Consider the following 23,902-nt stretch of genomic DNA (forward strand, 5'->3'; position numbering starts at 1 on the left):
TCGCGGGGTCAGTCGCCGTTCGCGGTCAGTAAGCAGAAGGGGTGCCATGGCGGCCCGGTCCACCCCGCTACGGTGAGCGCCATGGAGATGGCACCGCCCCAGATCGGACGAGCTCTCGTAGTGGTCGTGGACGACCGGGTGAGCCACGGGGAACGCGAGGATGCCATCGGACCTCTCGTCACGGAGTTGCTCGAGGAGGCCAAGCTGGTCGTCGACGCGGTGGTCGTGGTTCCCGGCGACCCGGTGGCGATCCGCAACGCTCTCAACACCGCAGTGATCGGTGGAGTCGACCTCGTGGTCACCGTGGGAGGCACCGGTGTCTCACCGCGCGACGTCACCGCCGACGCGACCGCAGGAGTGCTCGACCGCCCGATCCCGGGCATCGCCGAGGCCATCCGCGCCTCCGGGCTCGCGGCGGGCGCGGTGGATGCCGGTCTGTCCCGTGGGCTCGTCGGGGTGTCGGGCAGCACGCTCGTGGTGAACCTCGCGCCCTCGCGTGCAGCCGTACGGGACGGTATGGCCACCCTTACGCCGCTCGTCGGGCACGTGATCTCGGAGCTGTCCGGGCTCGACTGAGCGCTCGGCCCTGCAGGCCGGAGGTCAGCGCGTCGGGCCAGGGATGGTGCCAGGGCCGGGACCGCCGGGCCTGGTCGTGCCGGGCTCATCCGGCTTGGTGGTGTCAGGTGTGGTGGTCGCCGGGGGCACCGGCCCTCCCGCCGCGGACGCCGGCGGTGCGCTCGGTGTGGCGCTGCCGGGCGCTGCGGTGCCCGGGGTGCGGTCGAGCGTGTGGCTCACCTTGGTGCTGGCACCCTCGATCTTGTCGTGGTATTTGCCGCCGGTGGCCTTGTCCACCCGCGCCGCGGTGCTCTCGACGGCCTTACCAGCCATATCGGCGGCGCGGTCGAGGTAGCCGGGGGCCTTCTCCCGGGCCACACCCGAGAACTCGGCCACCTTGGTGGCAGCCCGCTCCCCGAACAACTCCAGCTTCTCGAACAGGCGGTCAGCGAACTCCTTGGCCTTCTCCGTGAGTCCCATCGCCCCATAGTCGCACCAGAGATGCAGGATGGCGGGATGGAAGACGCTCCGGATCGGAAACGACGCAGACTCGACGAGGTGTTCGGGGACGTGCTGCCGACCACCACGTCCGACGAGCGGGACGCCCGCGACGAGCCGGTGTCGACGACCAGTGACGAGGAGTTGCTCGCCAACCGGCCGCCGCACCACGATCGGGACTGACGGACCGGCCTCGGCGGTGGTCAGCTGCGCGGGCGCTCGCGGAGCAGGTCGCGGATCTCGGTGAGCAGCTCGATGTCGGTGGGGTCGGCCGGACCGGTCTCGATGCCCCGCCTGCGCCGCTCCTGGATGGTCTTGAGCGGGTAGACGATCACGAAGTACACCACCGCGGCGACGATGAGGAAGTTGAGCGCAGCAGTGACGACGGCGGAGAAGTCGATGTAAGTGCTCGGCTTGCCGGTGACGAGCTGCACGCCGAACCCGGGACTGCTCGGCGGCGTGACCGTGTTGATCAACGGTTGGATGATGCCGTTGGTGAAGGCGGTGACGATCGACCCGAACGCCGCGCCGATCACCACGGCGACGGCAAGCTCGACGACGTTGCCGCGAAGGACGAAGTCCTTGAAACCCTTGATCACGCGCGGAGGGTAACGGCGACCTGTTCGGTGAGCGAAGCGGCCGCCACCCGTGCCGCCTGGCCCGGCGCCGTGGCGACGAGCACCAGCCGCCCGGACGTGCCGCCGTCCTCGGGAAGCACTGCCAGCACGGTGGCGGCAGCGGCGAGCACAACAGGCTCGTCGGTGCGGGCGCCGACGGTGACGACGTCGACGCGGCTGCCGGGCACGAGCATCGCCGCGACCCCGGCGTCGGCCAAGCGGACCGGTACGGCCGTGGCGCCGGCGGACCCGGCGGGGGAGAGGCCGGCTCCGGCCAGCCGGACGTCGGTCAGAGGCTCACCGGCGCGTGCGGCCCCGACGAGCACACGCCCGTCGGCGACCGGGATCTCACCTACCGCGCCTGCGGGAGCGAGGGCGGCAGGCCATTGGCGGACCGTGAGGTGCTCGGCCCGCAGGATGGAGCCCGCTGGCAGGTCGGCGGTGGTGACCACCACCGGGGTGCCGCTCATTGCGGGCTGCGGCGCAAGGGCCAGCACGAGGGCGGCAGCTACGAGCACCGCGGCCGCCACCCGGCGGAGCAGGGCCAGCCTGCGCCACCCCGGACGCGCCAGGAGCGTGCCGAGGCGGACCGTCGTCATGGCCTCGACGCTAGGTCGCGCAGGCCCTCACGACGGGGCGATCACCGATCCTGTGGACAACCGGTCCGGGATGTGGACAACCCTGCCCCGGAGGTCAGGACGCAGCTGCGGCTGGCGTGCTGCTGGACGAGGAGGAGCTGGTCGACGAGGAGGTGCTCGAGGAGCTCTCCTTGCTGCTGCTCGACGAGGCGGCCGAGCCGTTGGACTCGGACTTGCTCTCGCTCTTCGTCTCGGTCTTCGTCTCGGGCACGGTGGCGCCCGAACGGCTGTCGGTGCGGTAGAACCCGCTGCCCTTGAACACGATGCCGACGGACGAGAACACCTTGCGCAGGCGCCCGGAACACACGGGGCAATCGGTCAGCGAGGGGTCGCTGAAAGACTGCACCGCGTCGAACCTGTGGTCGCAGGCGGTGCAGGCGTACTGGTAGGTCGGCACGTGTCCCTCCGGACTGGCACTGGACGAGCTGGCACTCGAACGCACTGAGTGCCAGCATAACCTGCGGGGATCAGCTCCTGTTCCCGAGAGGATCGCCTCTCAGCGGAGTGTGACCGGCATCAGCGAGGAGTGCGGCGGTCACCCGCCGGTCGTGCGGCTCGGCAGGCAACTCGTCCACGAGCTCGTCGTCGTTGAGCACCACCACCAGCGGCACGTCATCGGCCACCAGCGGGAGGGTGCGGTCGTAGTAGCCGCCTCCCCGGCCGAGCCTGCGGCCACTGCGGTCGGCGGCCAGCGCGGGAACCAGCACCAGGCGGGCCGTGGCCACGGCGGAAGGGCCGAGCCGCGGCCCCGTCGGCTCCTGCAGCCCGAGCGGGCCTGCCGCGGTGGCGGCGGGGCCGTCGTACCGGGCCCAGTCGAGCGGACCGGGCACCGCGGGCACAACCGGCAGCAGCACCTCGTGGCCTGCGGCGTGCAGGGCCGCCACCAGCTCGGGTGAGCCCGGTTCGATGCCCACCGGGAGGTAGGCGCACACCGGTCCACCGGTGGTGGCGGCCAGGTCCACCGCGCTGCGCGCCAGCGCCACCGCCCGCTCCGTCCGCACGTGGGGCGGGATGGCCCGGCGCGCGGCGAGGAGGCGGGCCCGCCACTCCACCTTCGCGGCGACGACCGCCCGTTCGGTCCGATTCGCGCGTGCCGTCACGCGGCCACGCTACCGGCGCCGATAGGCTCGCCGACCATGAGAGAGGCTTCGACCGAACCATCGGCACAAGCGGCTCGGCCGTTTCGCTCGGCCGTGGTTCCGGCCGCGGGTCTGGGCACCCGATTCCTGCCCACGACCAAGACCGTCCCCAAGGAACTGCTGCCGGTCGTCGACACCCCGGGCATCGAGCTGGTGGCGGCGGAGGCGGCCGAGGCGGGGGCCGAGCAGCTGCTGATCGTCACGTCCCCCGGCAAGGACGCGATCGCGGCCCACTTCGCCGACTCCTCCGAGCTGGAGAAGGAGCTCCAGGCCCGGGGCAAGGAGAACCTGATCGCGAAGGTCCGCCGCGCCCACGAGCTGATCACCGTGCGCACCGTCACGCAGGACGAGCCGAAGGGCCTCGGCCACGCGGTCGGCTGCGCACGCGACGCGATCGGTGACGACGAGGAGGCCTTCGCCGTCCTGCTGCCCGACGACCTGGTCCTGCCAACGGGCGTGCTCGCGAAGATGGCGAAGGTGCGCGAGCAGCACGGGGGCAGCGTGCTGTGCGCGTTCGACGTGCCGCGCGAGCAGATCGCGGCCTACGGCGTGTTCGAGGTCACCGACACCGCCGATGACGACGTCAAACGCGTGCACGGGATGGTCGAGAAGCCGGCACCGGACGAGGCACCCTCGACCTACGCAGCCGCCGGACGGTACTTGTTGGACCGGACGATCTTCGACGCGCTCGACCGGATCACGCCGGGTGCAGGGGGTGAGCTTCAACTCACCGACGCCGTCGCGCTGCTGATCTCCGAAGGGCACCCTGTTCACGTGGTGGTTCATCGAGGGGGACGGCATGACCTTGGCAACCCGGGTGGTTACGCGCGGGCGTTCGTGGACTTCGCGCTGGAGGATCCGGACTACGGTCCCGACCTGCGCGCCTGGCTGGCTGCACGCCTGAACGGCTGACCCGTGCGATCGGTCGACGAGCAGCTCGAGCGGGTGCTGGCCAGTGCGGTCAAGCCGGCGCCCGTCCGGGTGGCGATCTCCGAGGCGCACGGGCTGCGGTGCGCGGAGGAGGTCGTCACGGCACGGCCGCTGCCCGGCTTCGACCAGGCGGCGATCGACGGCTACGCCGTGCGCAGCGTCGACCTGGCCGGTGCGACCGAGATGCAGCCGGTCACCCTGCCCGTGGTGGGGGAGATCCCGGCAGGGTCGCGGCAGCCGCTGCGTCTGCAGCCGAGGCAGGCCGTGCGGGTCACGGCCGGGGCGCCGTTGCCCACACTGGCCGACGCGGTCGTCCCGGTCGGCTACACCGACGCGGGGAGCGCCCGCCTCACCGTGCACCAGGGCGTGCCGTCGGCCGCGTTCGTGCGACGGGTCGGGGAGGACGTTCAACCCGGTGACGTCGCCGTGCGCCGGGACGCGGTGATCGGGGCGGCCCAGGTGGCCCTGCTCGCCGCCGCCGGGCGCGACAAGGTGCTCGTGCACCCCAAGCCGCGGGTCTCGGTGATCTCCGTGGGCGACGAGCTCGTGGACCTCGCCCGCACCCCGGGCGCCGGGCAGGTGGCCGACGTGTGTTCGCACGCCCTCACCGCGGCCGCCCGTGAGGCCGGGGCGGAGACGTCGAGGGCCGGTCTCGTGCGTGGCGACGCCCGCGAGATCACCGCAGCCATCCAGGGCCGGCTCCCGTTCAGCGACGTCATCGTCGTGTGCGGGGCCGTCGGCGGCAGCGCGGGTGCCGAGGTGCACGCCGCGTTCTCCGATCTCGGGGAGCTGGACACCACCCGCGTCGCGATGCATCCCGGTTCCTCCCAGGGGTTCGGCCGGCTGGGCCCTGAGGGCGTTCCGACCTTCCTGTTCCCGTCGTACCCGGCCACCGCGCTCCTCCTGTTCGAGGTGCTGGTGCGCCCGCTGCTTCGCCTCGCGCTCGGCCGTACCGACCCGCACCGGCGCCTGCTCTCGGCCCGGCTCACCTCGCCCGTCAGCTCCCCATCGGGGCGTCGTGGCTACCTGCGCGGTCGGTTGCTGCGCGAGCAGGCCACCGGCGAGTACCTCGTGCAGCCGCTCGGCACGTCCGGAACGCACCTGCTGTCCTCGATCTCCGAGGCCAATGGGTTGATCGTCTTGCCGGAGAACGTCACTGAGGCCACAGTGGACGAGGTGGTCAGCGTGGCGTTCCTGCCGGCCCCCGCCTGAGTCGGCGATGGCCCATGCCTACCCGGCGCCGATCGCGGGGCGCCACCCCGGTTGGCCTGCCTCGCTCGGGGGCCTCCGGGTCTCTGCCGGTGTGGTGGCGCTGCGGCCTGTGCGTCTCCGCGACGGCAGGATGTGGTCGGCCATCCGGATCCGCGACGAGCGATATCTCGCACCGTGGGAACCGAGCATGCCGGGCGGTTGGGCCCAGCGACACGCCGCGAGCGAGTGGCCTGCGCGGTGGCTCCAGCTGCGCGGGGCCGGCCGCAGGGGGGCCGTGCTGCCGTTCGCGATCACCCTCGACGGGCGGTTCGTCGGGCAGGTGATGGTCGGCAACATCGTGCGAGAGCCGCTGCTCTCGGCCTACGTCGGGTACTGGGTCGACTCCTCCGTGGCCGGCCACGGTGTCACCACGGCCGCGGTGGCACTCGTGGTGGACCACTGCTTCGGCCGGGTCGGGCTGCACCGGCTGGAAGCGACCGTGCGGCCGGAGAATCTCGCGAGTATCCGCGTGCTGGCGAAGTTGGGCTTCCGCAAGGAAGGGCTGTTCCGGCGCTACCTCGACGTCGACAGCGCATGGCGCGACCACTATTGCTACGCGCTCACCGTGGAAGATCTCGAGAAGACGGGCGGCCTGACCACCCGGCTCGTGATGGAGGGCCGGGCCGAAAGGGTCTGACCACACTCCGCGACCATTCCCGCCGGTTTCCCACCTCACAATAGTCACAACTGTCACAGCGATCACCTCCTGCTCAGCAGTGATGTCATCCCTTACGGCGCGTCGCCGCCCGTCGCTCGCTCTCGCTCACTACCGTTGCCGTTTGGGGTGTGATTCCGGCCGGGGAGACCGGGATCGCGACCGGACTGCGCCGTGGGGAGGAAGCAGCCGTGCCGAGCTCGATGATTTTCGCGAGCCTGGTTGTCCTGTGGTTGCTGATCCTCGTCCCCGCGATCGCCCGGCACCGTCAGGAGGTGGCGCGCCCGACCGTGGCGGCGCTATCCGGCCGCGTTCTCGAGCGGCCCCGGCGGCGACATGGTCCGGATGTGGACAGCGAACTGGAGGTGGACGTGGACGAGGACGTGGACCAGGTGGACGAGGGGCACCCCACGGCGACTCGGACCGACCACGACGACCGCGACGATCCGGACGACATCGACGACCGGGACGACCGGGACGCCGGCGGGAGCGACGACAGGGACGGCGACCGGCCCGGCGAGGCCTACAGCGACGGCCGTGACGACCGCCTCGACGACCACCAAGCCGACCACCAAGCCGACGACTACGACGCCGACGACTACGACGGCCCCGAGTCCCGCGACGACGACCATGAGGCGGACGACGACCCCGGAGTCCGCGGCGACGACGGGTGGGAGCGCCCGCCGCCGCGATACCGGCCCGGTCGTGGTGGGTTCGACCCCGAGGCCGCCGCGGTCGCCGCCAAGGCCCGCTACGCGTTCCGGCAGCGGGTCGTGCTCTCGATGCTGATCGTGGCGATCCTCAGTGGAGTGATCGCGGCGATCGCAGTTCCCAGTGCTTGGTGGCTGCACGGTGCTGTCGACGTCCTGCTCATCGGGTACCTGATCTACCTGCGCCGCCAGGTGCGGCTGGAGGAGGCGATCCGGGAGCGCCGAGCCTCGCGGATGGCGGGTACGCGGCGTCCGCGCGCGGCCGATGACCCCGACCTCGACGAGTGGGCCCGCCGAGGCCGTGAGGCCGGCCGTCGGCCGGCGGACGACCGGTACGACGAGGACGACTACGACGACGAGGGCTACGAGGCCGACGGCTACGACGCCGATCACGACGACGCCGATCACGACCACGACGACGACCATGGCCGCGAACGCCGGGAGCGGGTGCGTGGTGAGTCATCCGCCGACGCCGTGGAGGGCGAGCCCGCACTGCCCCGGTTGCGCCCGGCTCCGCCCCCGCCGCTCCCTGCGGGTACGGCACTGGTCGAGGCGACCGAGGACGACCCCGAGCTGCACGATCTCGCCGGCCCGGCCCGACGTGACTACCGGCATGCGGTGGGCGAATGACCGACTGGTAGGCTTTCAACGTCCGGCGGGAACGACGGACGCCGGGGCTGTGGCGCAGTTGGTAGCGCGACTCGTTCGCATCGAGTAGGTCAGGGGTTCGATTCCCCTCAGCTCCACCAGGAATTCGATTCTCGCGTTCTCACCTGCGGATTTACACGCAGAGCAACCCTCTCGCTCACAACACGAGCGAGAGGGTTTTTTGCTGTGGTGTCGTTCAGATCAGGCAGTCCTCGGTAGGCGGCGCCCGCCGTGTCAGGAGTGGTGTCAGGAGTCGTGTCAGGTCGGGGGCAGGTCGGTGTCAGGCCGGCCGATGACAGTAGTCGCATGACAACTTCAGCGATTGCAGCTTCGTCACTCCGCAAGCCCTTCGAGTTCGCCACGCCGGGTCCCATCGCCGCGACCGTGGAGGTCGCCGGAGCGGAGGTGCGGGTCACCGCGAGCGACCGGACCGACACCGTGGTGCTGGTCGAGCCCATCGACGAGTCGAACCGGTCGGATGTCAAGGTGGCCGACAGGACCAAGGTCGAGTTCGCCGACGGTCGGCTGTCGATCAAGACGACCGTCTCCGGGAGCAAGAAGGGGTCGGTCGCCATCACGATCGACCTGCCCACCGGTTCCAACCTGGCGACGTACCTGGCGTACTCGGCCGTGCACGCCGACGGCTCGTTCGGCGAGTGCGAGCTGCACATGGCGTCGGGTCAGGTCCAGCTGGATCGCGTCGACGCACTGCAGGCGAGCATCGCGTCCGGTGAGGTCACGATCGGCCACATCGCCGGGTGCGCCAACATCGACGGCGGGGCGATCGCGATGCGGATCGGCGAGGTCGAGGGCACGGTCGGGTTCTCGACCTCGGGCGGGCAGGTCTGGATCGGCCACGCCTGCACCGACCTCGATCTCAGCAGCAGCAGCTGCAACTTCGACATCGACCGCGCCGACGGCAACATCACCGCCACGCAGGCCGGCGGTGCCATTCGGATCGGCCGGATGACGCGCGGCCGGGCGAAGCTGATCAACGGATCGGGAGACATCGAGGTCGGCATCAGCGAGGGCACCGCTGCCTCCATCGACGTCAACAGCGATCGAGGGGCGGTGCACAACTTCGTCTCGCAGGGAGATGCCGGCCCGTCGGACGACAAGGTCATGGTCCACGCTCGCACGCGGCACGGCGACATCATCATCCAACGCGCAGCGAGCTGACCCTCACGAAGCGAGCGTGACCTCGACCAGCTCCGACCATCTCGCCTGCGTACCTTCCCGCGTCACCTCGGCGAACCGTGCTTCGCCGAGGTGACGCCGCGCGTCCCGTTCGATCCTGGCCTCGTCCGGGCGAGAGCGATCCGGCAGTCCGCGTACGCCGACGCCTGCCGCGAGCAACCGCGCCGCCTGTTCGTACAGGCCGAGACGATCCGCCAGGTCCGCGATCCCGACGAGGATCTGGGCGATCAAGAACGCGTGTCCCGCCTCGGTCGCCGCCTGCCAGGCAGCGACGCGGTGGGTACGGGCCTCACGGAGATCGTCGGCCAGGTAGCCGAGCACGTCGTGTATCCCCGCGCGGATGGTCGGCTCATCTGCGTCGTCGCCCAGAAGGACGGTCGCGAGGCCGAGTTGATGGCGGGCCTCCTCGGCGTCACCGCCCCAGCGAGCGAGCTCCGCCTTGGCGCGCGCCACCTCGACCAGTGCGTACGGCCAGGTGACACCTGCGGAGATCCGCTCGGCCTCGGCGATGGCGTCCGTGCTGGAGTCCCGGTCACCGTCGAGCCAGTACAGCAGGGCCTGCCTGGTCCGCAGGCTGATGACATCCTCGATGGCACCGACCTCGGTGACGACCGCGACGGCCTGTTCGTAACGCTCACAGGCACCGGCGAACTCGCCACGCTTGGCGAGGTGGTCACCCAGCTCGGACAGGGCTATCGAAATCCCGAACCGTTCGCCGAGCGCCCGGAACTCGGCGAGGGCCGTCTCCAGGTGCGTCTCCGTGTCCTGCGCGCCCTGCCCGATGATGATCAGCATCTTGCCGACCTGCCAGCGGGCCAGTGCGCGTACCCAGGGGTCCTCGCTGTCCAGCAACGACTCGAACGCGGACACTGCGGAGTCCGGCGCCCGCAGCATGCGTTCGAGCGGCACCACCAGGTCCAACACGGGGTTGTGGCGCTGACTGAGCCTGCCGAACCGGTACGCCTTGTGGATCCATTCCGCGCCCTGGTGTTCACCGCCCGGCCCGGAGGTCACGAAGAGCACCACCATTGCGTACGTCATGGCCCGGACGTCATCGGTCACCTCGCCGGGGACGTCGGTGGCCGCGATCATCAGCTCGATGCCTTCGGCCCGGCGCCCGCCGAGCCACCAGTACCAGCCGGCGGCCGCCGCGAGCCGCATCGCCCCCTGCGCCTCACCAGCCGCGAGCGCACCGCGCATCGCGGCACTGATGTTGTCGTGCTCGGCCTCGAGCGTGGCGAGCCATTCCAACTGCTCGGCGCGGCGCAGATGTGGCTCGGCGGTCTCGCCGAGTTCGGTGAAGTACGCGAGGTGCGCGCGGCGGGCCAGATCCGATTCCCCTGCCTCCGCGAGCCGCTGGCCGGCGTACTCCTTGATCGTGCCGAGCATCCGGTAGCGCGGCGCGCCGTCGCCCTCGGTGAGCAGCAGCGACTTCTCGGCGAGCGCGGTCAGCAACTCGAGTACCTGCTCCGCCTCGACAGCATCGCCTGCGCAGACCCGCTCGGCCGCTTCCAGGCTCGCGCCGCCGGTGAACACGGAGAGCCTGCGCAGGACCATCCGTTCGGCGTCGGTGAGCAACTCCCAGCTCCAGTCGACCACCGCGCGCAGCGTCTTGTGCCGCGGCAACGCGGTACGGCTACCGCTGGTGAGCACGCGGAACCGGTCGTCGAGCCGGTGGGCGAGCTGATCGACGGACATGGTGCGCAAGCTGGCCGCGGCCAGTTCGATCGCCAGCGGCATCCCGTCGAGCGTCCGGCAGACGCGCACCATCGTCGACAGGGTGTGGTCGTCGACCACGAGGTCCTTGCGGGCCGCGCCTGCCCGGTCCCGCAGCAGCTGGACGGCCGGGGAGGACTCGATCTCGCCGGGGCCGGCGTCCGCCTCCGGTAAGGCCAGCGGCTCGACCAGCCACAGTGCCTCACCGGTGATGCCGAGCGGTTCCCTGCTCGTCGCCAGGATCCGCAGCCGTCGGCACTCCCCGAGCACCCGATGGGCGAAGGCCGCCGCCGACTCGATCACGTGCTCACAGTTGTCCAGAACCAGCAGCGCCTCCCGATCCCGGATCGCGGCGACGAGTCGGTCCGTCAGCTCCGCGCTCGGTGCGCCGCCGAGCAGAGCATCCCGGAGGCCGAGCGCGGCGATCGTCGACTGCGCCACGTCGCCGTCCGCGCCGATGGCTGCGAGTTCCACCAACCAGACCCCGTCCGGGAGGTCGCCGAGCAGCGTGCGCGCGGTTTCCGTGGCCAGCCTGGTCTTCCCCGAGCCGCCCGGCCCGGTCAGGGTGGTGAGCCGATGTCCGGCGATGAGGTCGCGAACCGCGGTGACATCGGCGTCCTTGCCGACGTAGCTGGTCAGCTCGGCCCGCAGGTTGGTCTTCCGGTTCTCCTCCCGCCGTCCCACCTCGCCCCGCAGTAGCGCGACATGCAACGCGGACAGCTCCGGTGAGGGGTCGACGCCGAGCGTGTCGGCCAGGGTTTCCCTCGTGCGCTGGTACACGAGCAGCGCCTCGGTGTCGCGACCGGTGGCGACGAGGGCACGCATCAACGCGGCGACGAGCCGTTCTCGTACCGGGTGCGCGGCCACCAAGTCGGTCAGTTCCGTGACCAGCTTCGCGCCGTGGCCGAGGCTGATCTCCGCATCGAACTGATCCTCCATGGCAGCCAGGCGTAGCCCCTCGAGCCGGGTGACCGCCGTGTCGAACGCTGCACTGTCCTGCAGACCGACGTCCTGCATCGCCGCACCACGCCACAACGCGAGGGCCTCGCGCAACCGGCGTGGATCGTCCTCATTGCGGGCCTGGCCGACGAGGCGTTCGAACCGAACGGCGTCGACGGCGTCGGGTTCCACCGTCAACCGATAGCCGTTCGGCTGTCCCTCGACCGCCCCTTCCGGCAGCGCCTTGCGCAGCCGGGACGCCAGGCGCTGCAAGGCATTCGCGGCGTCGGCGGGCGGGCGCTCACCCCAAATCCAGTCGACGAGCGTGGCCTTCGGGACGACGTGACCTGGTTCGAGCGCGAGGGCGATCAACAGTGCGCGCAGCCGGGCGCCGGGCACGTCGGCCAGGATTCCGTCATCCGTGCGAACCTCGAATGATCCGAGCATCCCGATCTGCACCCGGCCGATCTTGCCACGGGCGATGGGCAGCTCTCCGGCTGCTGACGCGGCGTAGAAGGTGTCGAGGAACGGCCTCCGAGACCGCCGGGCGGTGATCCCGCCACCGACCATGACTCGGGCGTGGTCGGTGTCAGAGCCGTGTCAGTCGTGTGTCAGGCCCGTCGGCGAATGTGGTCGCAACAGCCGCCACGAAAGGAAATTCGATGAGTCACACGGTCCCCGTCCCGCACGGCCTGCTGACCGAACGCGACGCAGGCCCCTTCGACCCGCCCCGCCAGATCACCCGGCTGCGTGAGGCTCGCCCCGTCAGCCCCATGGTCTTCCCCGACGGGCACGAGGGCTGGATCGTCACCGGCTACGACGCGGTCCGGCGGCTCATGGCCGACACCCGGTTCAGCTCCCGTCAGGACCTCGGCGTTCTCCACGAGCCGTACGAGATCCCCGGCATGCCCACCTTCACCGAACCGTCCCCGCAGCAGCCGGGCCTGTTCATCAGCATGGATCCGCCGGACCACACCCGGCTGCGGAAGAAGCTCATCGGTGCCTTCACCGTCAAGCGCATGAAGCAGCTCGAAGAGCACATCGTCGACATCGTCGAGCGGCAACTGGACGAACTGGCGCGCCTCACGCCGCCGGTCGATCTGGTCACGGAGTTCGCGTTGCCGGTGCCGTCGCTGGTGATCTGCGAAATGCTCGGTGTGCCATACACGGACCGGGAGAACTTCCAGGTCAACACCGCTAGGTTCCTGAACACGGAATTGCCGTTCGAGGAGAAGATCGCCGCGTTCACCGAACTGTCCACGTATCTCGCCGAACTGGTCACGCGCAAACGCGCCGAGCCTGGCGAGGACATCCTGTCCGACCTGGCCCGCCATGACGACCTCACCATCGAGGAGCTGACCGGCGTCGCATTCCTACTGCTGCTCGCGGGCCACGAGACCACCGCCAACATGCTCGGTCTGGGCACCTTCGCGCTCTTGGAGCACCCCGAGCAGCTGGCCGAACTGCGCGCCAACCCTGATCTGATGCCCGGTGCCGTCGAGGAACTTCTGCGCTACCTGTCCATCGCCGACATCTTCTTTCGCTACGCCGTGGACGACATCGAATTCGGCGGCGAGACAATCGGCAAGGGATCGACCGTCATCGTCTCGCTGCTGGCCGCCAACCGCGACCCCGAGCGCTTCGAGAACCCCGACACCCTGGACGTGCGCCGCGAGGCCCGCGGTCACCTGTCCTTCGGCCACGGCATCCACCAATGCCTCGGCCAGCAGTTGGCCCGCATCGAGATGCGCGCCGGTTTCGCAGGCCTGCTGCGTCGCTTCCCGACCCTCCAGCTCGCCATTCCTGCCGGCGAGGTGAAACTCAGGACCAACATGCGGATCTACGGCGTCCACGAACTGCCGGTCACCTGGACGGAAACGGCCCGGTAGAAATCGCCGGCCGAACACAACACCGTCGAGCCGGAACGCTCGTCGGCGTCAGGGCGTCAGTATGTATTGCTCGCGTAGCTTGTGCTTGCGCATCTTGCCGGTGGCGGCCCGAGGGAGCTCGTCGACGAAGTCGATCCGGCGTGGCACCTTGTAGTGCGCAATGCACTTCCGCAGGTAGGTGAGCAATTCTCGTTCGAGTTGGGGCCCGGTGATGATGCCGGGGGCAGGCTGGACGACGGCCACCACCTGCTCGCCCATGTCGGGGTCGGGGAGCCCGAACACCGCGAGGTCGAGGACCGCGGGGTGGAGGGTCAGGGCGTCCTCCACCTCCTGCGGGTAGATGTTCACCCCGCCCGAGATGATCGTGAAGTCCGCGCGGTCGGTGAGGAACAGGAAGCCGTCCGCGTCGACGTACCCGATGTCGCCGGTGGTGCCCCAGTTGCCGTGCCTCGGGTGCTGCGCCTGCCGCGTTCGCTCGGGGTCGTTCTGGTAGGCGAACGGGAAATTGTTCCGCTCGAAGTAGACGAGCCCGACCTGGCCCGGCGGCAGCTCGTCGCCGTGGTCGTCACACACGTGCAGCACGCCGAGCACCGCCCGCCCGACCGACCCCGGCCTGTGCGGCCAGGTCACCGAGTCGATCATCGTCAGGCCGAGGCCTTCGCTCCCGGAGTAGTACTCCTCGATGATCGGGCCCCACCACTCGATCATCTTCCGCTTGACCTCCACCGCGCACGGCGCCGCGGCGTGGACGGCGACACGGTGCGAGGACAGGTCGTGGGCGAGCCGTTTCTCGTCGGGGAGCTTGAGCATCCGGACGAACATCGTGGGCACCCACTGGCTGTGCGTCACGCGGAAGCGCTCGATCGCCTCCAGCGCGGCGGCGGCGTCGAAGCGAGGCATGATGACGACGGTGCCCCCGATCTCGTGCACCATTCCGGTGAAGCGCATGGGCGCGGTGTGGTACAGCGGGGCGGGGGAGAGGTAGACGGTGTCGGCGTCGATGCCGTAGGGGTCGCCGAACAGCCGGCGCACCGGGTTGCGGTGCCGGTTCACCTGCTCGCCCGAGATGGGCACGGTGATGCCCTTCGGCCGGCCCGTCGTGCCGGATGAGTAGAGCAGCTCGGCGCCGCGCGGCTGGTCGGGGAGCGGTTCCGGCGAGGCGGCGGCGATGGCGGCGGAAACCTCGGTGTGTGCGTGGAGCGGTCCGCCGACGGCGAGCCGGAACGTGACGCGCGGTGTGTGATCGAGGAGCTCGGCGGCGACCCTGGGGAACGCCGCCGAGACGATGTAGGCGATCTCGGACGTCGTCAGGTGGTGGTCGATCGGAGTGAAGTACAGCCCGCTGCGCATCGCGGCCCAGTACACGACGTGGAACTCGGCCGTGTTCTCGGCGAGGAGCGCGATGCCGTCGCCTGGGCGCAGGCCTGCATCGCGGAACGCGCGCGCCAGCCGGGTGGAGCGCTCGTCGAGCTCGGCGTAGGTCAGGACAGCCCCGCTGTCCGTCATGACCACGGCAGCCTTGTCGGGCGTGAGGGCGGCGAACGTTCCGGGGAACAACGTGCTCCTCTTCGGACGCGGGAACAGTCAATCCTGACCGTCTGTGGCGCTAAGCTACCGGCGCCGCTTATCACCGCCACGGGTGGGCCGTCCGACGCGCCGTCGGCGGCGAAATCAGGCACGATGCCGCGGTGCCGAGACTGCGCCGCGCCGTCATCCTCGCCGTGCTCGCCGTGATCGTGGGCGGGCTCGCCGCATTGGCCGTGTTGGACCCGTTCCACCTCCGCCACGCCCGTTGGTTCACCTCAGGGTTGGTGCTGGTGGCGATCCTGCTGATGACGGCCGCGTTCGCCGTCGTCGTCCGGGGCATCGGGCGCGCCCTCGTGCTGGCCCTGGGTGCGGTCGCGGTTCTCGGCTGGGTGACCGTGGTCTGGCTGGCGTCGCAGGTGGCTGGCGTCGACCGTGAGGTGTCGCAGGTGGCCGACGGTGGGCGCCGCCTGGTCGTGGTCGAGGGCGCGCCATATGCCATCGACCCCATCTACGCCGTGGTGATCCGGTCGGGCAGCGGGCCGTTCGAGCAGGAGTCGGTGGTGTACCAGGGGGTCGAGCAGGCGCCTGCGCCGAGCGGGGTGCGGTTCGTCGACGCGGACACCGTCGAGGTGCGCACCAGCGGAGGGTGCCTGTACCGCTCGGAGGTCGAGGCGGTGACGCTCGCCGTCGACCCGGTGCACCGCCCGCTGCGGGCAGACGGCTGCTGATCCGCGGTCACACGAGCGGGATCTCGGCCTCCGCGATGCTCGTGGGTGGCACGAGTCCGGCGTCGCCGGGCTGCAGGACGACCATGACGAACCGCACCGGCGTGCCGTCGCCGTCCTCGGGAGCGTCGTTGCTGTAGCGGTGCGGGGCGTGGGCCTCGAAGAGCACGGTGTCGCCTGCGTCCAGGTGCTGCACGCTGTTGCCGACGCGCAGGCCCAGGTGTCCGGACAGCACCGAGAGGACCTCCCGCGTGCCCATCGGGTGCGCCTCGCCGTCGAAGCTGTCGCCCGGTTGCAGCGTCCAGTCCCATAGTTCGACGACGTCGGGTGGGTCGGTGCCGATCCGGAAGACGGCGCTGCTGCCGGCGGCGCCGGCCCACAGCCGGGCGGCCTCTGCTGCTCGGCGCACGACGATGCGCGGCTCCGAGTCGCCGTCCACCAGGGAGGCGACTCCCACTCGCAAGGCTGCGGCCAGGCTGACCAGCGTGGCGATGCTCGGGTTGCCGCGGGACGTCTCGATCTGGATCACCGTGCCACGGCTCACGCCTGCGGCGGCGGCGAGCGCGTCGATGGTCATCCGGCGCTGCTGGCGCAGCGCACGGACGTTGCGGCCGACGGTGGTGGCCACCTCCTCTGGCGACTGCATGTAGGTCAGTGTGCCGTACTTCCCCGGATACTTGGTTGTACTTCCCCAACCTCCAGAGCTAACGTCCATTGCGATGGCCTGCTGAGTACGTTCTAGTGAACTGAGGTGCGATGTCCGTCCCTGTCGCGTTCCCCGCGGCGCTCGCCTACGGCGTGTGCGACTTCGCCGGCGGACTCGCCGCCCGGCGCGCGCCGGTGCTCGTCGTCACGCTGGTGGCCCAGGCAGCCGGGCTGTTGGTCCTGCTGCCGGCGTTGTGGCTCCTGCCCGGGCGGCCGTCCGTCACGACGTTCGCGCTCGGTGCGGTGGCGGGCATCGCAGGCACCGCGGGGCTGCTGCTCTACCTGCGGGCGCTCGCGGTCGGGCCGATGGGAGTGGTCGCGCCCCTGTCCTCCGTGGTCGGCGCCGGGCTCCCGCTCGTGGCGGGCGTGCTCTCCGGGGAACGTCTCGGACCTTTCACCGTGCTCGCGATCGTCGTGGCACTGGTCGCCATCCTGCTGGCCACGGCCGGCACCCGCCGCGATGCCGCGGCGACCACGGGGCTCCTGCTCGGACTCGCCGCTGGCGTCGGCTTCGGCCTGTTCTTCGTCGGCCTGGGCGCGACGAGCGACGACTCCGGGCTCTGGCCGCTGCTCGCAGGGCGAGTCACCTCGCTGACGCTGGTGGCCGTGCTCGTGCTGCGGCACCGGTTGCCGATGCGGACGCGCCACGCGGTGCTGCAGCCCGAGCTCGCCGGTCCCGCCGCCGCACCGGTGTCCGTGCCGGCGCCTGCACCGTCGCCCGTCCGCCTGATGATCGTCAGCGGAATCTTCGACTCCGTGGCGAACGTGCTGTTCCTGCTCTCGGCCCGGCTCGGGGACCTGGGAGTCAGCGCCGTTGTGGTGTCGCTCTATCCCGTGGTGGTGGTGCTGCTGGCGCGCGCGGTGCTGCGCGAACGGCTCACCGGGATGCAACTCGCGAGCGCGGGGCTCGCCCTCGGAGCGAGCGTGCTGCTCGCGGCGGTCGGCTGACGGTGCCGAACGGGACGCTCACCACGTCGGGGTGACGAGGTCGGCGGCCGTCTCGCCCGCCCGGAGCCTCTCCACGAACGCGTCGGGGTCGAACGGGACGCCGACGGGGTTGCGGGCGAAGGACTCCGACTCGATGAACGCCATGCCCTCCTCAGGGGTCGCGAAGTTGTCCACCTGCAGCTCGATCTGGTTGCCGTCCGGATCGACGTAGTACAGGGAGGTGGTCATGCCGTGGTTGAGCGTGGTCGTCGGCGTGACACCGTCGGGTTCGAGCCGCTGGTAGGTGTCGAGCAGGTCCTCCAGCGAGGCGTACGTGAACGCGAAATGTGCAAGGCCGCGGGTGGGCATCGGCGGCTCCTGGGCCGGCACGTCGGCTCGGGGAGTGCCGGTCGACTCTGCGGGCGTGCGCGCCGCGACTGCCGGGTCCAGGAGCGCGACCCTGTGGTGCTCGTCGTCGTAGGTGAGGAAAACGACGCCCGCGGTTTCGTAGGTGACGCGACCGTCGAGAACCTTCACGTACCAGTCGCGCATTCGCGGGAGGTTCGTGCTCCACAGCACGACGTGGGCGAGCGTGACAGGCGAAGCCATGATCATCACCTCTCATCGGCGATCGGAACGGGCACGTCCAGTCTTGGCTCCCGTGCACCGATCGCCGCTACGAGTGAGACCCGCAGCACTCACGCACGCCAGGACGGCAGCCACAGCTGCGCGTCCCACATCTCCGGGGTGATCGGCTGCCCGATGAGAATCGGCCAGAGCCACACGAAGTTGGCGACGACCGCACCCACCCAGAGCCCGACGACGAGCAGCCCGGTCTGGCGGCGTTCCCGGGATGCGTTCGACTTGCCCAGGATCCCGCCCATGACGAGCACCGTGCCGAAGATCAGGAACGGCACCACCGGCGTCATGTAGAAGAAGTACATCTGCCGGTTGATGTCGGCGAACCACGGGAGGATGCCCGCCCCGTAGCCCACCAGCACGGCGGCGTAGCGCCAGTCGAAGCTGGTGAAGGTGCGCCACAGCGCGACCGCGAGCACGCCGAGCGCGGGCCACCACAAGGCGGGCGTGCCGATCAGCATCACGGCGCTGATGCACGTCGGGGCGCCGCATCCGGTGATCTGGCTGCCGGAGCTGTAGTAGTAGAGCATCGGTCGCAGGCCCATCGGCCAGGTCCAGGGCTTGGACTCCCACGGGTGCACCCCGCTGGCCTGCGTGGTGAGCCCGACGTGGAACTCGAGCACCTTGCTGCTGTAGTACCAGAGCCCGCGCAGCGGGGCGGGGATGAACGACCACGGGCCGCCGAGGCCGATCTTCTGGCCGACGGCGTAGCGGTCGACGGAGGTCTCGCTCGCGAACCAGGCCCACCATGCCGAGAAGTAGGCGAGTATCGGCACCAGCGCGAGCGCCCACAGGGCGGGCGCGAGATCACGTCGCAGCGTGCCGACCCACGGACGCTCGACGCCCGCGGCGCGGCGGGCCGTGAGGTCCCAGACGAGGGCGAGCACCGCGAACGCCGCGAGCCAGTACACGCCCGACCATTTGACCGCGCAGCCGAGCCCGAGAAGCACGCCGGTGGCGAGGCGCCACCAGCGCACGCCCAGCCGCGGACCGTACGGGGAGTCGCCCACCCGGCCTTCGGCAATCACGATCGCCATCCGGGCACGCACGTCGTCGCGGTCGCAGAGGAGCGTGGCGAACGCGGCGAGCACGAACAGGGCCGAGAACACGTCGAGCATCCCCATGCGCGACTGCACGTGGGACAACCCGTCGCAGATCAACAGCACGCCCGCGATCCCGCCGAGCAGCGTGGAGCGGGTGAGCCTGCGCCCGGCGCGGACGATCAGCAGCACCATCAGGGTGCCGGCCAGTGCGGCCGAGACCCGCCAGCCGAACCCGTCGTAGCCGAAGGCGTACTCCCCGAGCGCGATGAGCTGCTTGCCCAGCGGCGGGTGCACCACGAGCTCGTACCCGGGGTTGTCCTCGACGCCGCCGTTGCGCAGCATCTGCCACGCCTGGGGCACGTAGTGCTTCTCGTCGAAGACGGGTGTGCCGCCGTCGGTCGGGCGGCCCAGGCCGACGAACCGCACCGCTCCCGCGACGAGCGCCAGCGTGATCGCGACAGCCCAGCCGCGCAGCCGGTCGGACGGCGGCGGGGCGCCGAGCCGGACCGTGGGGTCGGCGGGATGAAGGCCGGGTGCCGGGGCGTCCCCGACGGGGCGGTTGCCGATGGGGGCGTCGCTCCCCGCGGCCCGGGTGGCTCCGGCACCTCGCGTGCGGTCGACGCTGCGGGTGGCCACGAAGGCGATCGTAGGCTGCGATCCATGTCTGCTGAGCCGGTGTCCGGCCGTCTGGTGCTGGCGGCAACCCCGTTGGGTGATGCGGGTGACGCCTCGGAGCGCCTGCGCGCCGCGATCGGCACGGCCGACGTGGTGGCCGCCGAGGACACCCGACGGCTGCGTTCGCTGGCCGCCGCGCTCGGGGTGACCGTGACCGGCCGCGTGATCAGCCACTACGACGCCGTCGAGGCCAGCCGCCTGCCCGGCCTGCTCGACGACGTCCGGGCCGGGCGGACCGTGCTGGTCGTGACGGACGCGGGGATGCCCGCTGTGTCCGATCCCGGCTACCGGCTGGTCGCGGCCGCAGCTGCGGAGGACCTGCCGGTCACGTGCCTACCGGGGCCGTCCGCGGTGACGACGGCGCTGGTGCTCTCCGGACTGCCGTGCGAGCGGTTCTGCTTCGAGGGTTTCGCACCCCGCCGCGCGGGTGAGCGCCGGCGGTGGCTCGCGACGCTCGCGGCCGAACCGCGGGCGACGGTGTTCTTCGAATCGCCGCACCGCTTGGCGGAGACGCTCGCCGACGCGGTCGGCGTCCTCGGACCCGAGCGGGCTGCCGCCGTCTGCCGTGAGCTGACCAAGACCCACGAGGAGGTGCTACGCGGCCCGCTCTCGGAGCTCGCCGAGTGGGCCGCCGTGGGCCCGGTGCGCGGGGAGATCACGGTCGTGCTGGCAGGCGCAGCGCCCTCGGCGGCACCGAGCGTCGAGTCGCTGGTCGATGCCGTCGAGGAGCGGGTGGCCGACGGCGAGCGCCTCAAGGACGCGGTGGCGGCGGTGGCGCAGGCGGCCGGAGTGCCGAAGCGCGAGCTCTACGCTGCCGCGCTCGCCGCCCGCACCTGACTCCTGCACGCGACACGGGCGTCTGCCGCTGATCTGTGCGGCTCCGGTTCCGCCTCAGGTGTCCATGACGCCCGATTCGGGGCCGTGCGTTCATGGCCCGTTCAAAGTCGGACGAAATCATTCCGTCATGACCGCTCCGGGCGGCCGGCGCTCCGGCAGGCGGGTTCTCAGCTGGCTGCTCGCGCTCGCGCTCCTGGTGGTCGTCGGCGTCGTCGTGTTCCGTGACATCGGCGGCGGCGAGTCGGAGCCCACGGCCCTGACCACCGTCACCGGTGTGATCGGATCCGAGAAGTCGGCGTTCTTCGCCGACCAGCGGGTGCTCGACGTGTTCCGCGCCAACGGGCTCGAGGTCCGGGTCGACCCCGCGGGGTCGCGCCAGATCGCCACCACCGTCCGGCTCGACGACTACGACTTCGCCTTTCCCTCCAGCTCGCCGGCGGCCGACAAGCTGCTGGCCGAGCGGCCGGCAGCGCGCACGTACGCCCCGTTCTCCTCCCCGATGGCGGTGGCCACGTTCGCGCCGATCGTCGACCTGCTCACGCAGGCGGGCGTCGTCTCGCCGGGGACCACGACGTTCGACGTGCACCGGTACCTGGCGCTCGCCGCCGCGGACACCCGCTGGGATCAGCTGCCGGGCAACACGGCCTTCCCGGCGCGCAAGAACGTGCTGCTCTCGACGACGGCGCCGTGCCAGTCGAACTCCGCCGCCATGTACCTCGGCATCGCCTCGTACGCGGCCGATGCCGACTCCGTTGTGGCCGACCCGGCCGCCGCAGCGGCGGTGATGCCCGCCATCCGGCCGCTGTTCCGGGACCAGGGCTACCTGCCGCCGACCACCGAGGTGCTGTTCGAGGACTACCTGTCGGCCGGGATGGGCCGCGTCCCGATGGCGCTGGTGTACGAGGCGCAGTACCTGGCGGAGGCGCTGTCGGCGGACCCCGTCCTGCCTGCCGACGCACGCCTGCTGTACCCGAGCCCGACGATCTTCTCGCGGCACACGCTCGTACCGCTCACACCCGAGGGCGACAGGATCGGCGCGCTGCTCACCACCGACCCGCAGCTGATCGCACTGGCCGCGGAGCACGGCTTCCGCCCGACGGACCCCAGGCCGTTCGCCGAGATGTTGCGGAACCGGGGCCTGCCGGAGCCGCCGGCGCTCGTCGACGTGGTGGAGCCGCCGTCGTACGACACGTTGGAGTCGATGTTGACGAGCCTCGGGTGCACCCCGTGAGGCGGCTGGCCGTCGCGGCCGCTGCGGTGCTCGCCCTGCTGACCGGGTGCACGAGCGGAACGCCTGCCGAGCCGGGCGAGGGACCGTCCGGACAGGCGGTGACGCTGCGGGTGCTCGCCGGGAGCGAGCTCGCCGATCTCGGGCCGGTGCTCGACGAGGCCGCCGCAGCCACGGGCGTGCGCGTCGAGCTGGACCCGATCGGCACGCTGGACGGTGCCGAGGCCGTGGCATCCGGGGCCGCGGCGGCAGATCACGATGCGATCTGGTTCTCCTCCAACCGCTACCTGGCCTTGCAGCCCGAGGCACAGGCCCGGCTCGGCACGGCCACCGACATCATGTCCTCGCCGGTGGTGCTCGGCCTGCGCCGCTCGGTGGCCGAGCGCCTCGGCTGGGTGGGGCGTCCGGTCACATGGGCCGAGATCGCCGCCGCGGCCGGCGCCCGGCAGTTCACCTACGGGATGACCGACCCGTCGGCGTCCAACTCGGGGTTCTCGGCCGTCGTCGCCGTGGCGACGGCGCTGGTCGGGGCCGGGTCGGCGCTCACCGTCGAACAGGCGGCGTCGACGGCTCCGGCGCTGCGCGATTTCTTCGCCGCCCAGACGCTCGCCGCCGGGTCGTCCGGCTTCCTCCAGGACGCCTACGTCCGCCGTGCCACGGGTGCCGATCCCGGGGACCGGGTCGACGGCCTGATCAACTACGAGTCGGTGCTACTGGCGATGAACGCCGCGGGGGACCTCCCCGAGCCGCTGGAGCTGATCTACCCGGCCGACGGGGTGGTCACGGCCGAGTACCCGTTCACCGTGCTGGCTGGTGCGTCCGAACAGGTGCGGGACGCCTCCCGCCGACTGACCGAGTACCTGCGCTCGCCCGACGTGCAGCTCGCGATCGCGACACGCACGAACCGCAGGCCCGCCGTGCCCGGCGTCGCCCCTGCCCCGACGTCGGCCACGCTCGTGGAGCTGCCGTTCCCCGGGCAGGCCGACGTGGTCGACGCGCTGCTCACGAGTTACTTCGACAAGCTGCGGCGCCCGTCGCGCACCGTCTACGTCCTCGACACGTCGGGCTCCATGGAGCGCGACGACCGCATCGGCGACCTGCGCCGCTCGCTCGCGGGGCTGGCAGGGGCCGACCCCTCGCTCACCGCGCAGTACCGCCGGTTCCGGGGGCGCGAGGAGGTGACGCTCCTTCCCTTCAACACCGTGGCGGGCAGCCCGCAGACGTTCACCGTGGCCGAGGACGACCCGGGCCCGGACCGGCAGCGGATCGCGGATGCCGGCGCTGCGCTGCAGGCAGGTGGCGATACGGCGATCTACGACAGCCTGGAGAGGGCGTACCGGCTCGCGCAGCAACAGATCGCGGCCGACCCCGACCGGTTCACCTCGATCGTTCTGATGACCGACGGCGAGAACACGAGCGGCGCCGACATCGCCGCGTTCCGCGCCTACGTCGGCGCGCTTTCCGTCGAGCTGCGCGGCGTGCCGGTGTTCTGCGTGCTCTTCGGCGAGAGCAGCACCACCGAGATGGAGGAGGTCGCGGAACTGACCGGCGGCCGGACCTTCGACGCGCGCACAGTGCCGCTTGCGGAGGTCTTCCAGGAGATCCGCGGATATGTCTGAGCGCCGGGGTGTGGTGCACCGCTACCTCTCGTCCCGGAAGAACATCGCCGGGATGGCAGGCGCGCTCGCCGGCGTCGGGCTGCACCTCGCCGGGGTGATCGGCGACGTCTGGCCGGTCGTGGCGCTCGGGCTGTACGGGGTGGGCGCGCTGGTCGGGTCGGCCGACGCGGCCGCGGCGCCGCGGCTGACCGACGCGTTGCGCTCCGACTCCGCCACTCTCCTCTCCCGGATCGAGCCGCGCTCCGAGGCCCTTCCGGCGGGCACGATCCCCGCAGTCCGGCGGATCGCCGAGGTCGTGCGGCTCGTGCTCGACCGGCTCGACGAGGTCGCCGACCAGCCCGCCGACCGTGCGGCCGCTCCCGAGCGGCTCGCGCTGGCGGCCGAGATCCTGCGGGTTGATCTGCCGATGTGCCTGGACACCTACCTCGGCCGTGCACCGTCGACGTCGGAGGAGCGGGCGGCCGGGGAGCTGGTGGCCCAGCTCGACCTGATCGCGGCTGCGGCCGACCGCCTGGCCGCGCAGGTCCCCGACATTCACGCCCAGCGCGCGGAAGACCTGACACGCGAGCTACGCCGCCGCTACGACCGGCCGTGA

General features: G+C 71.2%; 24 protein-coding genes and 1 tRNA gene. 15 read left to right on the forward strand and 10 right to left on the reverse strand.

Features of this window, described 5'->3' with window-relative positions; genetic code table 11:
• The first annotated feature begins 87 nt into the window (after positions 1–87).
• The gene (locus ACQPZQ_RS04005) at positions 88–576 is read left to right on the forward strand and encodes a MogA/MoaB family molybdenum cofactor biosynthesis protein (RefSeq protein WP_379659193.1); all 489 of its coding nucleotides are present in this window, start codon (positions 88–90) and stop codon (positions 574–576) included.
• 24 nt (positions 577–600) lie between these two features.
• On the opposite strand, the gene ACQPZQ_RS04010 is transcribed toward ACQPZQ_RS04005, so the two are convergent.
• Positions 601–1,035: an antitoxin gene (locus ACQPZQ_RS04010; RefSeq protein WP_433292160.1), complete on the reverse strand. Its 435-nt coding sequence runs from the start codon at positions 1,033–1,035 to the stop codon at positions 601–603.
• A 36-nt stretch (positions 1,036–1,071) separates the two neighbouring features.
• Between ACQPZQ_RS04010 and ACQPZQ_RS04015 the strand changes: the two genes are divergently transcribed.
• Complete coding sequence (locus tag ACQPZQ_RS04015) at positions 1,072–1,236, forward strand: hypothetical protein (protein WP_433292162.1); 165 nt, start codon at positions 1,072–1,074, stop codon at positions 1,234–1,236.
• A 20-nt stretch (positions 1,237–1,256) separates the two neighbouring features.
• Here ACQPZQ_RS04015 and mscL read toward each other — a convergent pair whose 3' ends face one another.
• From mscL to ACQPZQ_RS04035, 4 genes are all read right to left on the reverse strand, one after another.
• Positions 1,257–1,652, reverse strand: a complete 396-nt coding sequence (gene mscL / locus ACQPZQ_RS04020) for a large conductance mechanosensitive channel protein MscL (RefSeq protein ID WP_433292164.1) — start codon at positions 1,650–1,652, stop codon at positions 1,257–1,259.
• Entirely contained in the window at positions 1,649–2,269 is a 621-nt protein-coding gene (locus tag ACQPZQ_RS04025; RefSeq protein ID WP_433292165.1) for an SAF domain-containing protein, read from the reverse strand. The genes mscL and ACQPZQ_RS04025 overlap by 4 nt, the downstream gene beginning before the upstream one ends.
• A gap of 94 nt (positions 2,270–2,363) precedes the next feature.
• Entirely contained in the window at positions 2,364–2,705 is a 342-nt protein-coding gene (locus ACQPZQ_RS04030; RefSeq protein ID WP_433292167.1) for an FmdB family zinc ribbon protein, read from the reverse strand.
• Positions 2,706–2,775: 70 nt separating this feature from the next.
• On the reverse strand, positions 2,776–3,408 hold the full coding sequence (locus ACQPZQ_RS04035; protein WP_433292169.1) for a 5-formyltetrahydrofolate cyclo-ligase: 633 nt from the start codon (positions 3,406–3,408) through the stop codon (positions 2,776–2,778).
• A 36-nt stretch (positions 3,409–3,444) separates the two neighbouring features.
• Between ACQPZQ_RS04035 and ACQPZQ_RS04040 the strand changes: the two genes are divergently transcribed.
• The 6 genes from ACQPZQ_RS04040 to ACQPZQ_RS04065 all read left to right on the forward strand — a co-directional run bounded on the left by ACQPZQ_RS04040 (position 3,445) and on the right by ACQPZQ_RS04065 (position 8,820).
• Entirely contained in the window at positions 3,445–4,359 is a 915-nt protein-coding gene (locus tag ACQPZQ_RS04040) for a UTP--glucose-1-phosphate uridylyltransferase (RefSeq protein ID WP_433292171.1), read from the forward strand.
• A gap of 3 nt (positions 4,360–4,362) precedes the next feature.
• Entirely contained in the window at positions 4,363–5,589 is a 1,227-nt protein-coding gene (gene glp, locus ACQPZQ_RS04045; RefSeq protein ID WP_433292173.1) for a molybdotransferase-like divisome protein Glp, read from the forward strand.
• A gap of 7 nt (positions 5,590–5,596) precedes the next feature.
• Complete coding sequence (locus ACQPZQ_RS04050; RefSeq protein ID WP_433292175.1) at positions 5,597–6,265, forward strand: GNAT family N-acetyltransferase; 669 nt, start codon at positions 5,597–5,599, stop codon at positions 6,263–6,265.
• Positions 6,266–6,474: 209 nt separating this feature from the next.
• Positions 6,475–7,623, forward strand: coding sequence for a divisome protein SepX/GlpR (gene sepX / locus ACQPZQ_RS04055; RefSeq protein WP_433292177.1), 1,149 nt, complete (start codon positions 6,475–6,477; stop codon positions 7,621–7,623).
• A 43-nt stretch (positions 7,624–7,666) separates the two neighbouring features.
• A tRNA-Ala gene (locus ACQPZQ_RS04060) sits at positions 7,667–7,742 on the forward strand.
• Between the two features lie 205 nt (positions 7,743–7,947).
• The gene (locus ACQPZQ_RS04065) at positions 7,948–8,820 is read left to right on the forward strand and encodes a DUF4097 family beta strand repeat-containing protein (RefSeq protein ID WP_433292179.1); all 873 of its coding nucleotides are present in this window, start codon (positions 7,948–7,950) and stop codon (positions 8,818–8,820) included.
• A gap of 3 nt (positions 8,821–8,823) precedes the next feature.
• Here the strand turns inward: ACQPZQ_RS04065 and ACQPZQ_RS04070 are convergent, their stop codons facing one another.
• Complete coding sequence (locus ACQPZQ_RS04070; protein WP_433298996.1) at positions 8,824–11,952, reverse strand: BTAD domain-containing putative transcriptional regulator; 3,129 nt, start codon at positions 11,950–11,952, stop codon at positions 8,824–8,826.
• A 203-nt stretch (positions 11,953–12,155) separates the two neighbouring features.
• Between ACQPZQ_RS04070 and ACQPZQ_RS04075 the strand changes: the two genes are divergently transcribed.
• On the forward strand, positions 12,156–13,382 hold the full coding sequence (locus ACQPZQ_RS04075; RefSeq protein ID WP_433292181.1) for a cytochrome P450: 1,227 nt from the start codon (positions 12,156–12,158) through the stop codon (positions 13,380–13,382).
• 48 nt (positions 13,383–13,430) lie between these two features.
• Here the strand turns inward: ACQPZQ_RS04075 and ACQPZQ_RS04080 are convergent, their stop codons facing one another.
• On the reverse strand, positions 13,431–14,939 hold the full coding sequence (locus ACQPZQ_RS04080) for an acyl-CoA synthetase (protein WP_433292183.1): 1,509 nt from the start codon (positions 14,937–14,939) through the stop codon (positions 13,431–13,433).
• A 131-nt stretch (positions 14,940–15,070) separates the two neighbouring features.
• Between ACQPZQ_RS04080 and ACQPZQ_RS04085 the strand changes: the two genes are divergently transcribed.
• Entirely contained in the window at positions 15,071–15,637 is a 567-nt protein-coding gene (locus ACQPZQ_RS04085) for a hypothetical protein (protein WP_433292185.1), read from the forward strand.
• Positions 15,638–15,644: 7 nt separating this feature from the next.
• Here ACQPZQ_RS04085 and ACQPZQ_RS04090 read toward each other — a convergent pair whose 3' ends face one another.
• Positions 15,645–16,280 carry a helix-turn-helix domain-containing protein gene (locus ACQPZQ_RS04090; RefSeq protein ID WP_433292187.1) on the reverse strand — a complete coding sequence of 212 codons (636 nt, stop codon included), beginning with the start codon at positions 16,278–16,280 and terminating at the stop codon, positions 15,645–15,647.
• A gap of 110 nt (positions 16,281–16,390) precedes the next feature.
• On the opposite strand from ACQPZQ_RS04090, the gene ACQPZQ_RS04095 reads away from it, so the two are divergent.
• Positions 16,391–17,287, forward strand: coding sequence for an EamA family transporter (locus ACQPZQ_RS04095; protein WP_433292189.1), 897 nt, complete (start codon positions 16,391–16,393; stop codon positions 17,285–17,287).
• Between the two features lie 18 nt (positions 17,288–17,305).
• Here ACQPZQ_RS04095 and ACQPZQ_RS04100 read toward each other — a convergent pair whose 3' ends face one another.
• On the reverse strand, positions 17,306–17,875 hold the full coding sequence (locus tag ACQPZQ_RS04100; RefSeq protein WP_433292191.1) for a VOC family protein: 570 nt from the start codon (positions 17,873–17,875) through the stop codon (positions 17,306–17,308).
• Positions 17,876–17,964: 89 nt separating this feature from the next.
• Positions 17,965–19,515, reverse strand: coding sequence for a dolichyl-phosphate-mannose--protein mannosyltransferase (locus tag ACQPZQ_RS04105; RefSeq protein ID WP_433298998.1), 1,551 nt, complete (start codon positions 19,513–19,515; stop codon positions 17,965–17,967).
• Between the two features lie 93 nt (positions 19,516–19,608).
• On the opposite strand from ACQPZQ_RS04105, the gene rsmI reads away from it, so the two are divergent.
• The 4 genes from rsmI to ACQPZQ_RS04125 all read left to right on the forward strand — a co-directional run bounded on the left by rsmI (position 19,609) and on the right by ACQPZQ_RS04125 (position 23,902).
• A complete protein-coding gene (gene rsmI / locus ACQPZQ_RS04110) occupies positions 19,609–20,460 on the forward strand; it encodes a 16S rRNA (cytidine(1402)-2'-O)-methyltransferase (protein WP_433292193.1) in 852 nt (283 codons plus the stop codon).
• A 127-nt stretch (positions 20,461–20,587) separates the two neighbouring features.
• Positions 20,588–21,691, forward strand: coding sequence for a hypothetical protein (locus tag ACQPZQ_RS04115; RefSeq protein WP_433292195.1), 1,104 nt, complete (start codon positions 20,588–20,590; stop codon positions 21,689–21,691).
• A complete protein-coding gene (locus ACQPZQ_RS04120) occupies positions 21,679–23,307 on the forward strand; it encodes an extracellular solute-binding protein (protein WP_433292197.1) in 1,629 nt (542 codons plus the stop codon). The genes ACQPZQ_RS04115 and ACQPZQ_RS04120 overlap by 13 nt, the downstream gene beginning before the upstream one ends.
• Entirely contained in the window at positions 23,300–23,902 is a 603-nt protein-coding gene (locus ACQPZQ_RS04125) for a hypothetical protein (protein ID WP_433292199.1), read from the forward strand. The genes ACQPZQ_RS04120 and ACQPZQ_RS04125 overlap by 8 nt, the downstream gene beginning before the upstream one ends.

Origin of the sequence: Pseudonocardia sp. CA-142604, from assembly GCF_050948475.1 — a bacterium.
GTDB classification, from domain to species: Bacteria; Actinomycetota; Actinomycetes; order Mycobacteriales; family Pseudonocardiaceae; genus Pseudonocardia; species Pseudonocardia alaniniphila.

Excerpts from the sequence above, each read along its gene's own strand:
- ACQPZQ_RS04015 (WP_433292162.1), top strand. The coding sequence starts at position 1,072 with ATGGAAGACGCTCCGGATCGGAAACGACGCAGACTCGACGAGGTGTTC.
- ACQPZQ_RS04065 (WP_433292179.1), top strand. The coding sequence starts at position 7,948 with ATGACAACTTCAGCGATTGCAGCTTCGTCACTCCGCAAGCCCTTCGAG.
- ACQPZQ_RS04115 (WP_433292195.1), top strand. The coding sequence starts at position 20,588 with ATGACCGCTCCGGGCGGCCGGCGCTCCGGCAGGCGGGTTCTCAGCTGG.
- ACQPZQ_RS04040 (WP_433292171.1), top strand. The coding sequence starts at position 3,445 with ATGAGAGAGGCTTCGACCGAACCATCGGCACAAGCGGCTCGGCCGTTT.
- ACQPZQ_RS04095 (WP_433292189.1), top strand. The coding sequence starts at position 16,391 with ATGTCCGTCCCTGTCGCGTTCCCCGCGGCGCTCGCCTACGGCGTGTGC.
- ACQPZQ_RS04025 (WP_433292165.1), bottom strand. The coding sequence starts at position 2,269 with ATGACGACGGTCCGCCTCGGCACGCTCCTGGCGCGTCCGGGGTGGCGC.
- ACQPZQ_RS04050 (WP_433292175.1), top strand. The coding sequence starts at position 5,597 with ATGGCCCATGCCTACCCGGCGCCGATCGCGGGGCGCCACCCCGGTTGG.
- ACQPZQ_RS04005 (WP_379659193.1), top strand. The coding sequence starts at position 88 with ATGGCACCGCCCCAGATCGGACGAGCTCTCGTAGTGGTCGTGGACGAC.
- ACQPZQ_RS04075 (WP_433292181.1), top strand. The coding sequence starts at position 12,156 with ATGAGTCACACGGTCCCCGTCCCGCACGGCCTGCTGACCGAACGCGAC.
- ACQPZQ_RS04100 (WP_433292191.1), bottom strand. The coding sequence starts at position 17,875 with ATGGCTTCGCCTGTCACGCTCGCCCACGTCGTGCTGTGGAGCACGAAC.
- rsmI (WP_433292193.1), top strand. The coding sequence starts at position 19,609 with ATGTCTGCTGAGCCGGTGTCCGGCCGTCTGGTGCTGGCGGCAACCCCG.
- ACQPZQ_RS04010 (WP_433292160.1), bottom strand. The coding sequence starts at position 1,035 with ATGGGACTCACGGAGAAGGCCAAGGAGTTCGCTGACCGCCTGTTCGAG.
- ACQPZQ_RS04090 (WP_433292187.1), bottom strand. The coding sequence starts at position 16,280 with ATGCAGTCGCCAGAGGAGGTGGCCACCACCGTCGGCCGCAACGTCCGT.
- ACQPZQ_RS04125 (WP_433292199.1), top strand. The coding sequence starts at position 23,300 with ATGTCTGAGCGCCGGGGTGTGGTGCACCGCTACCTCTCGTCCCGGAAG.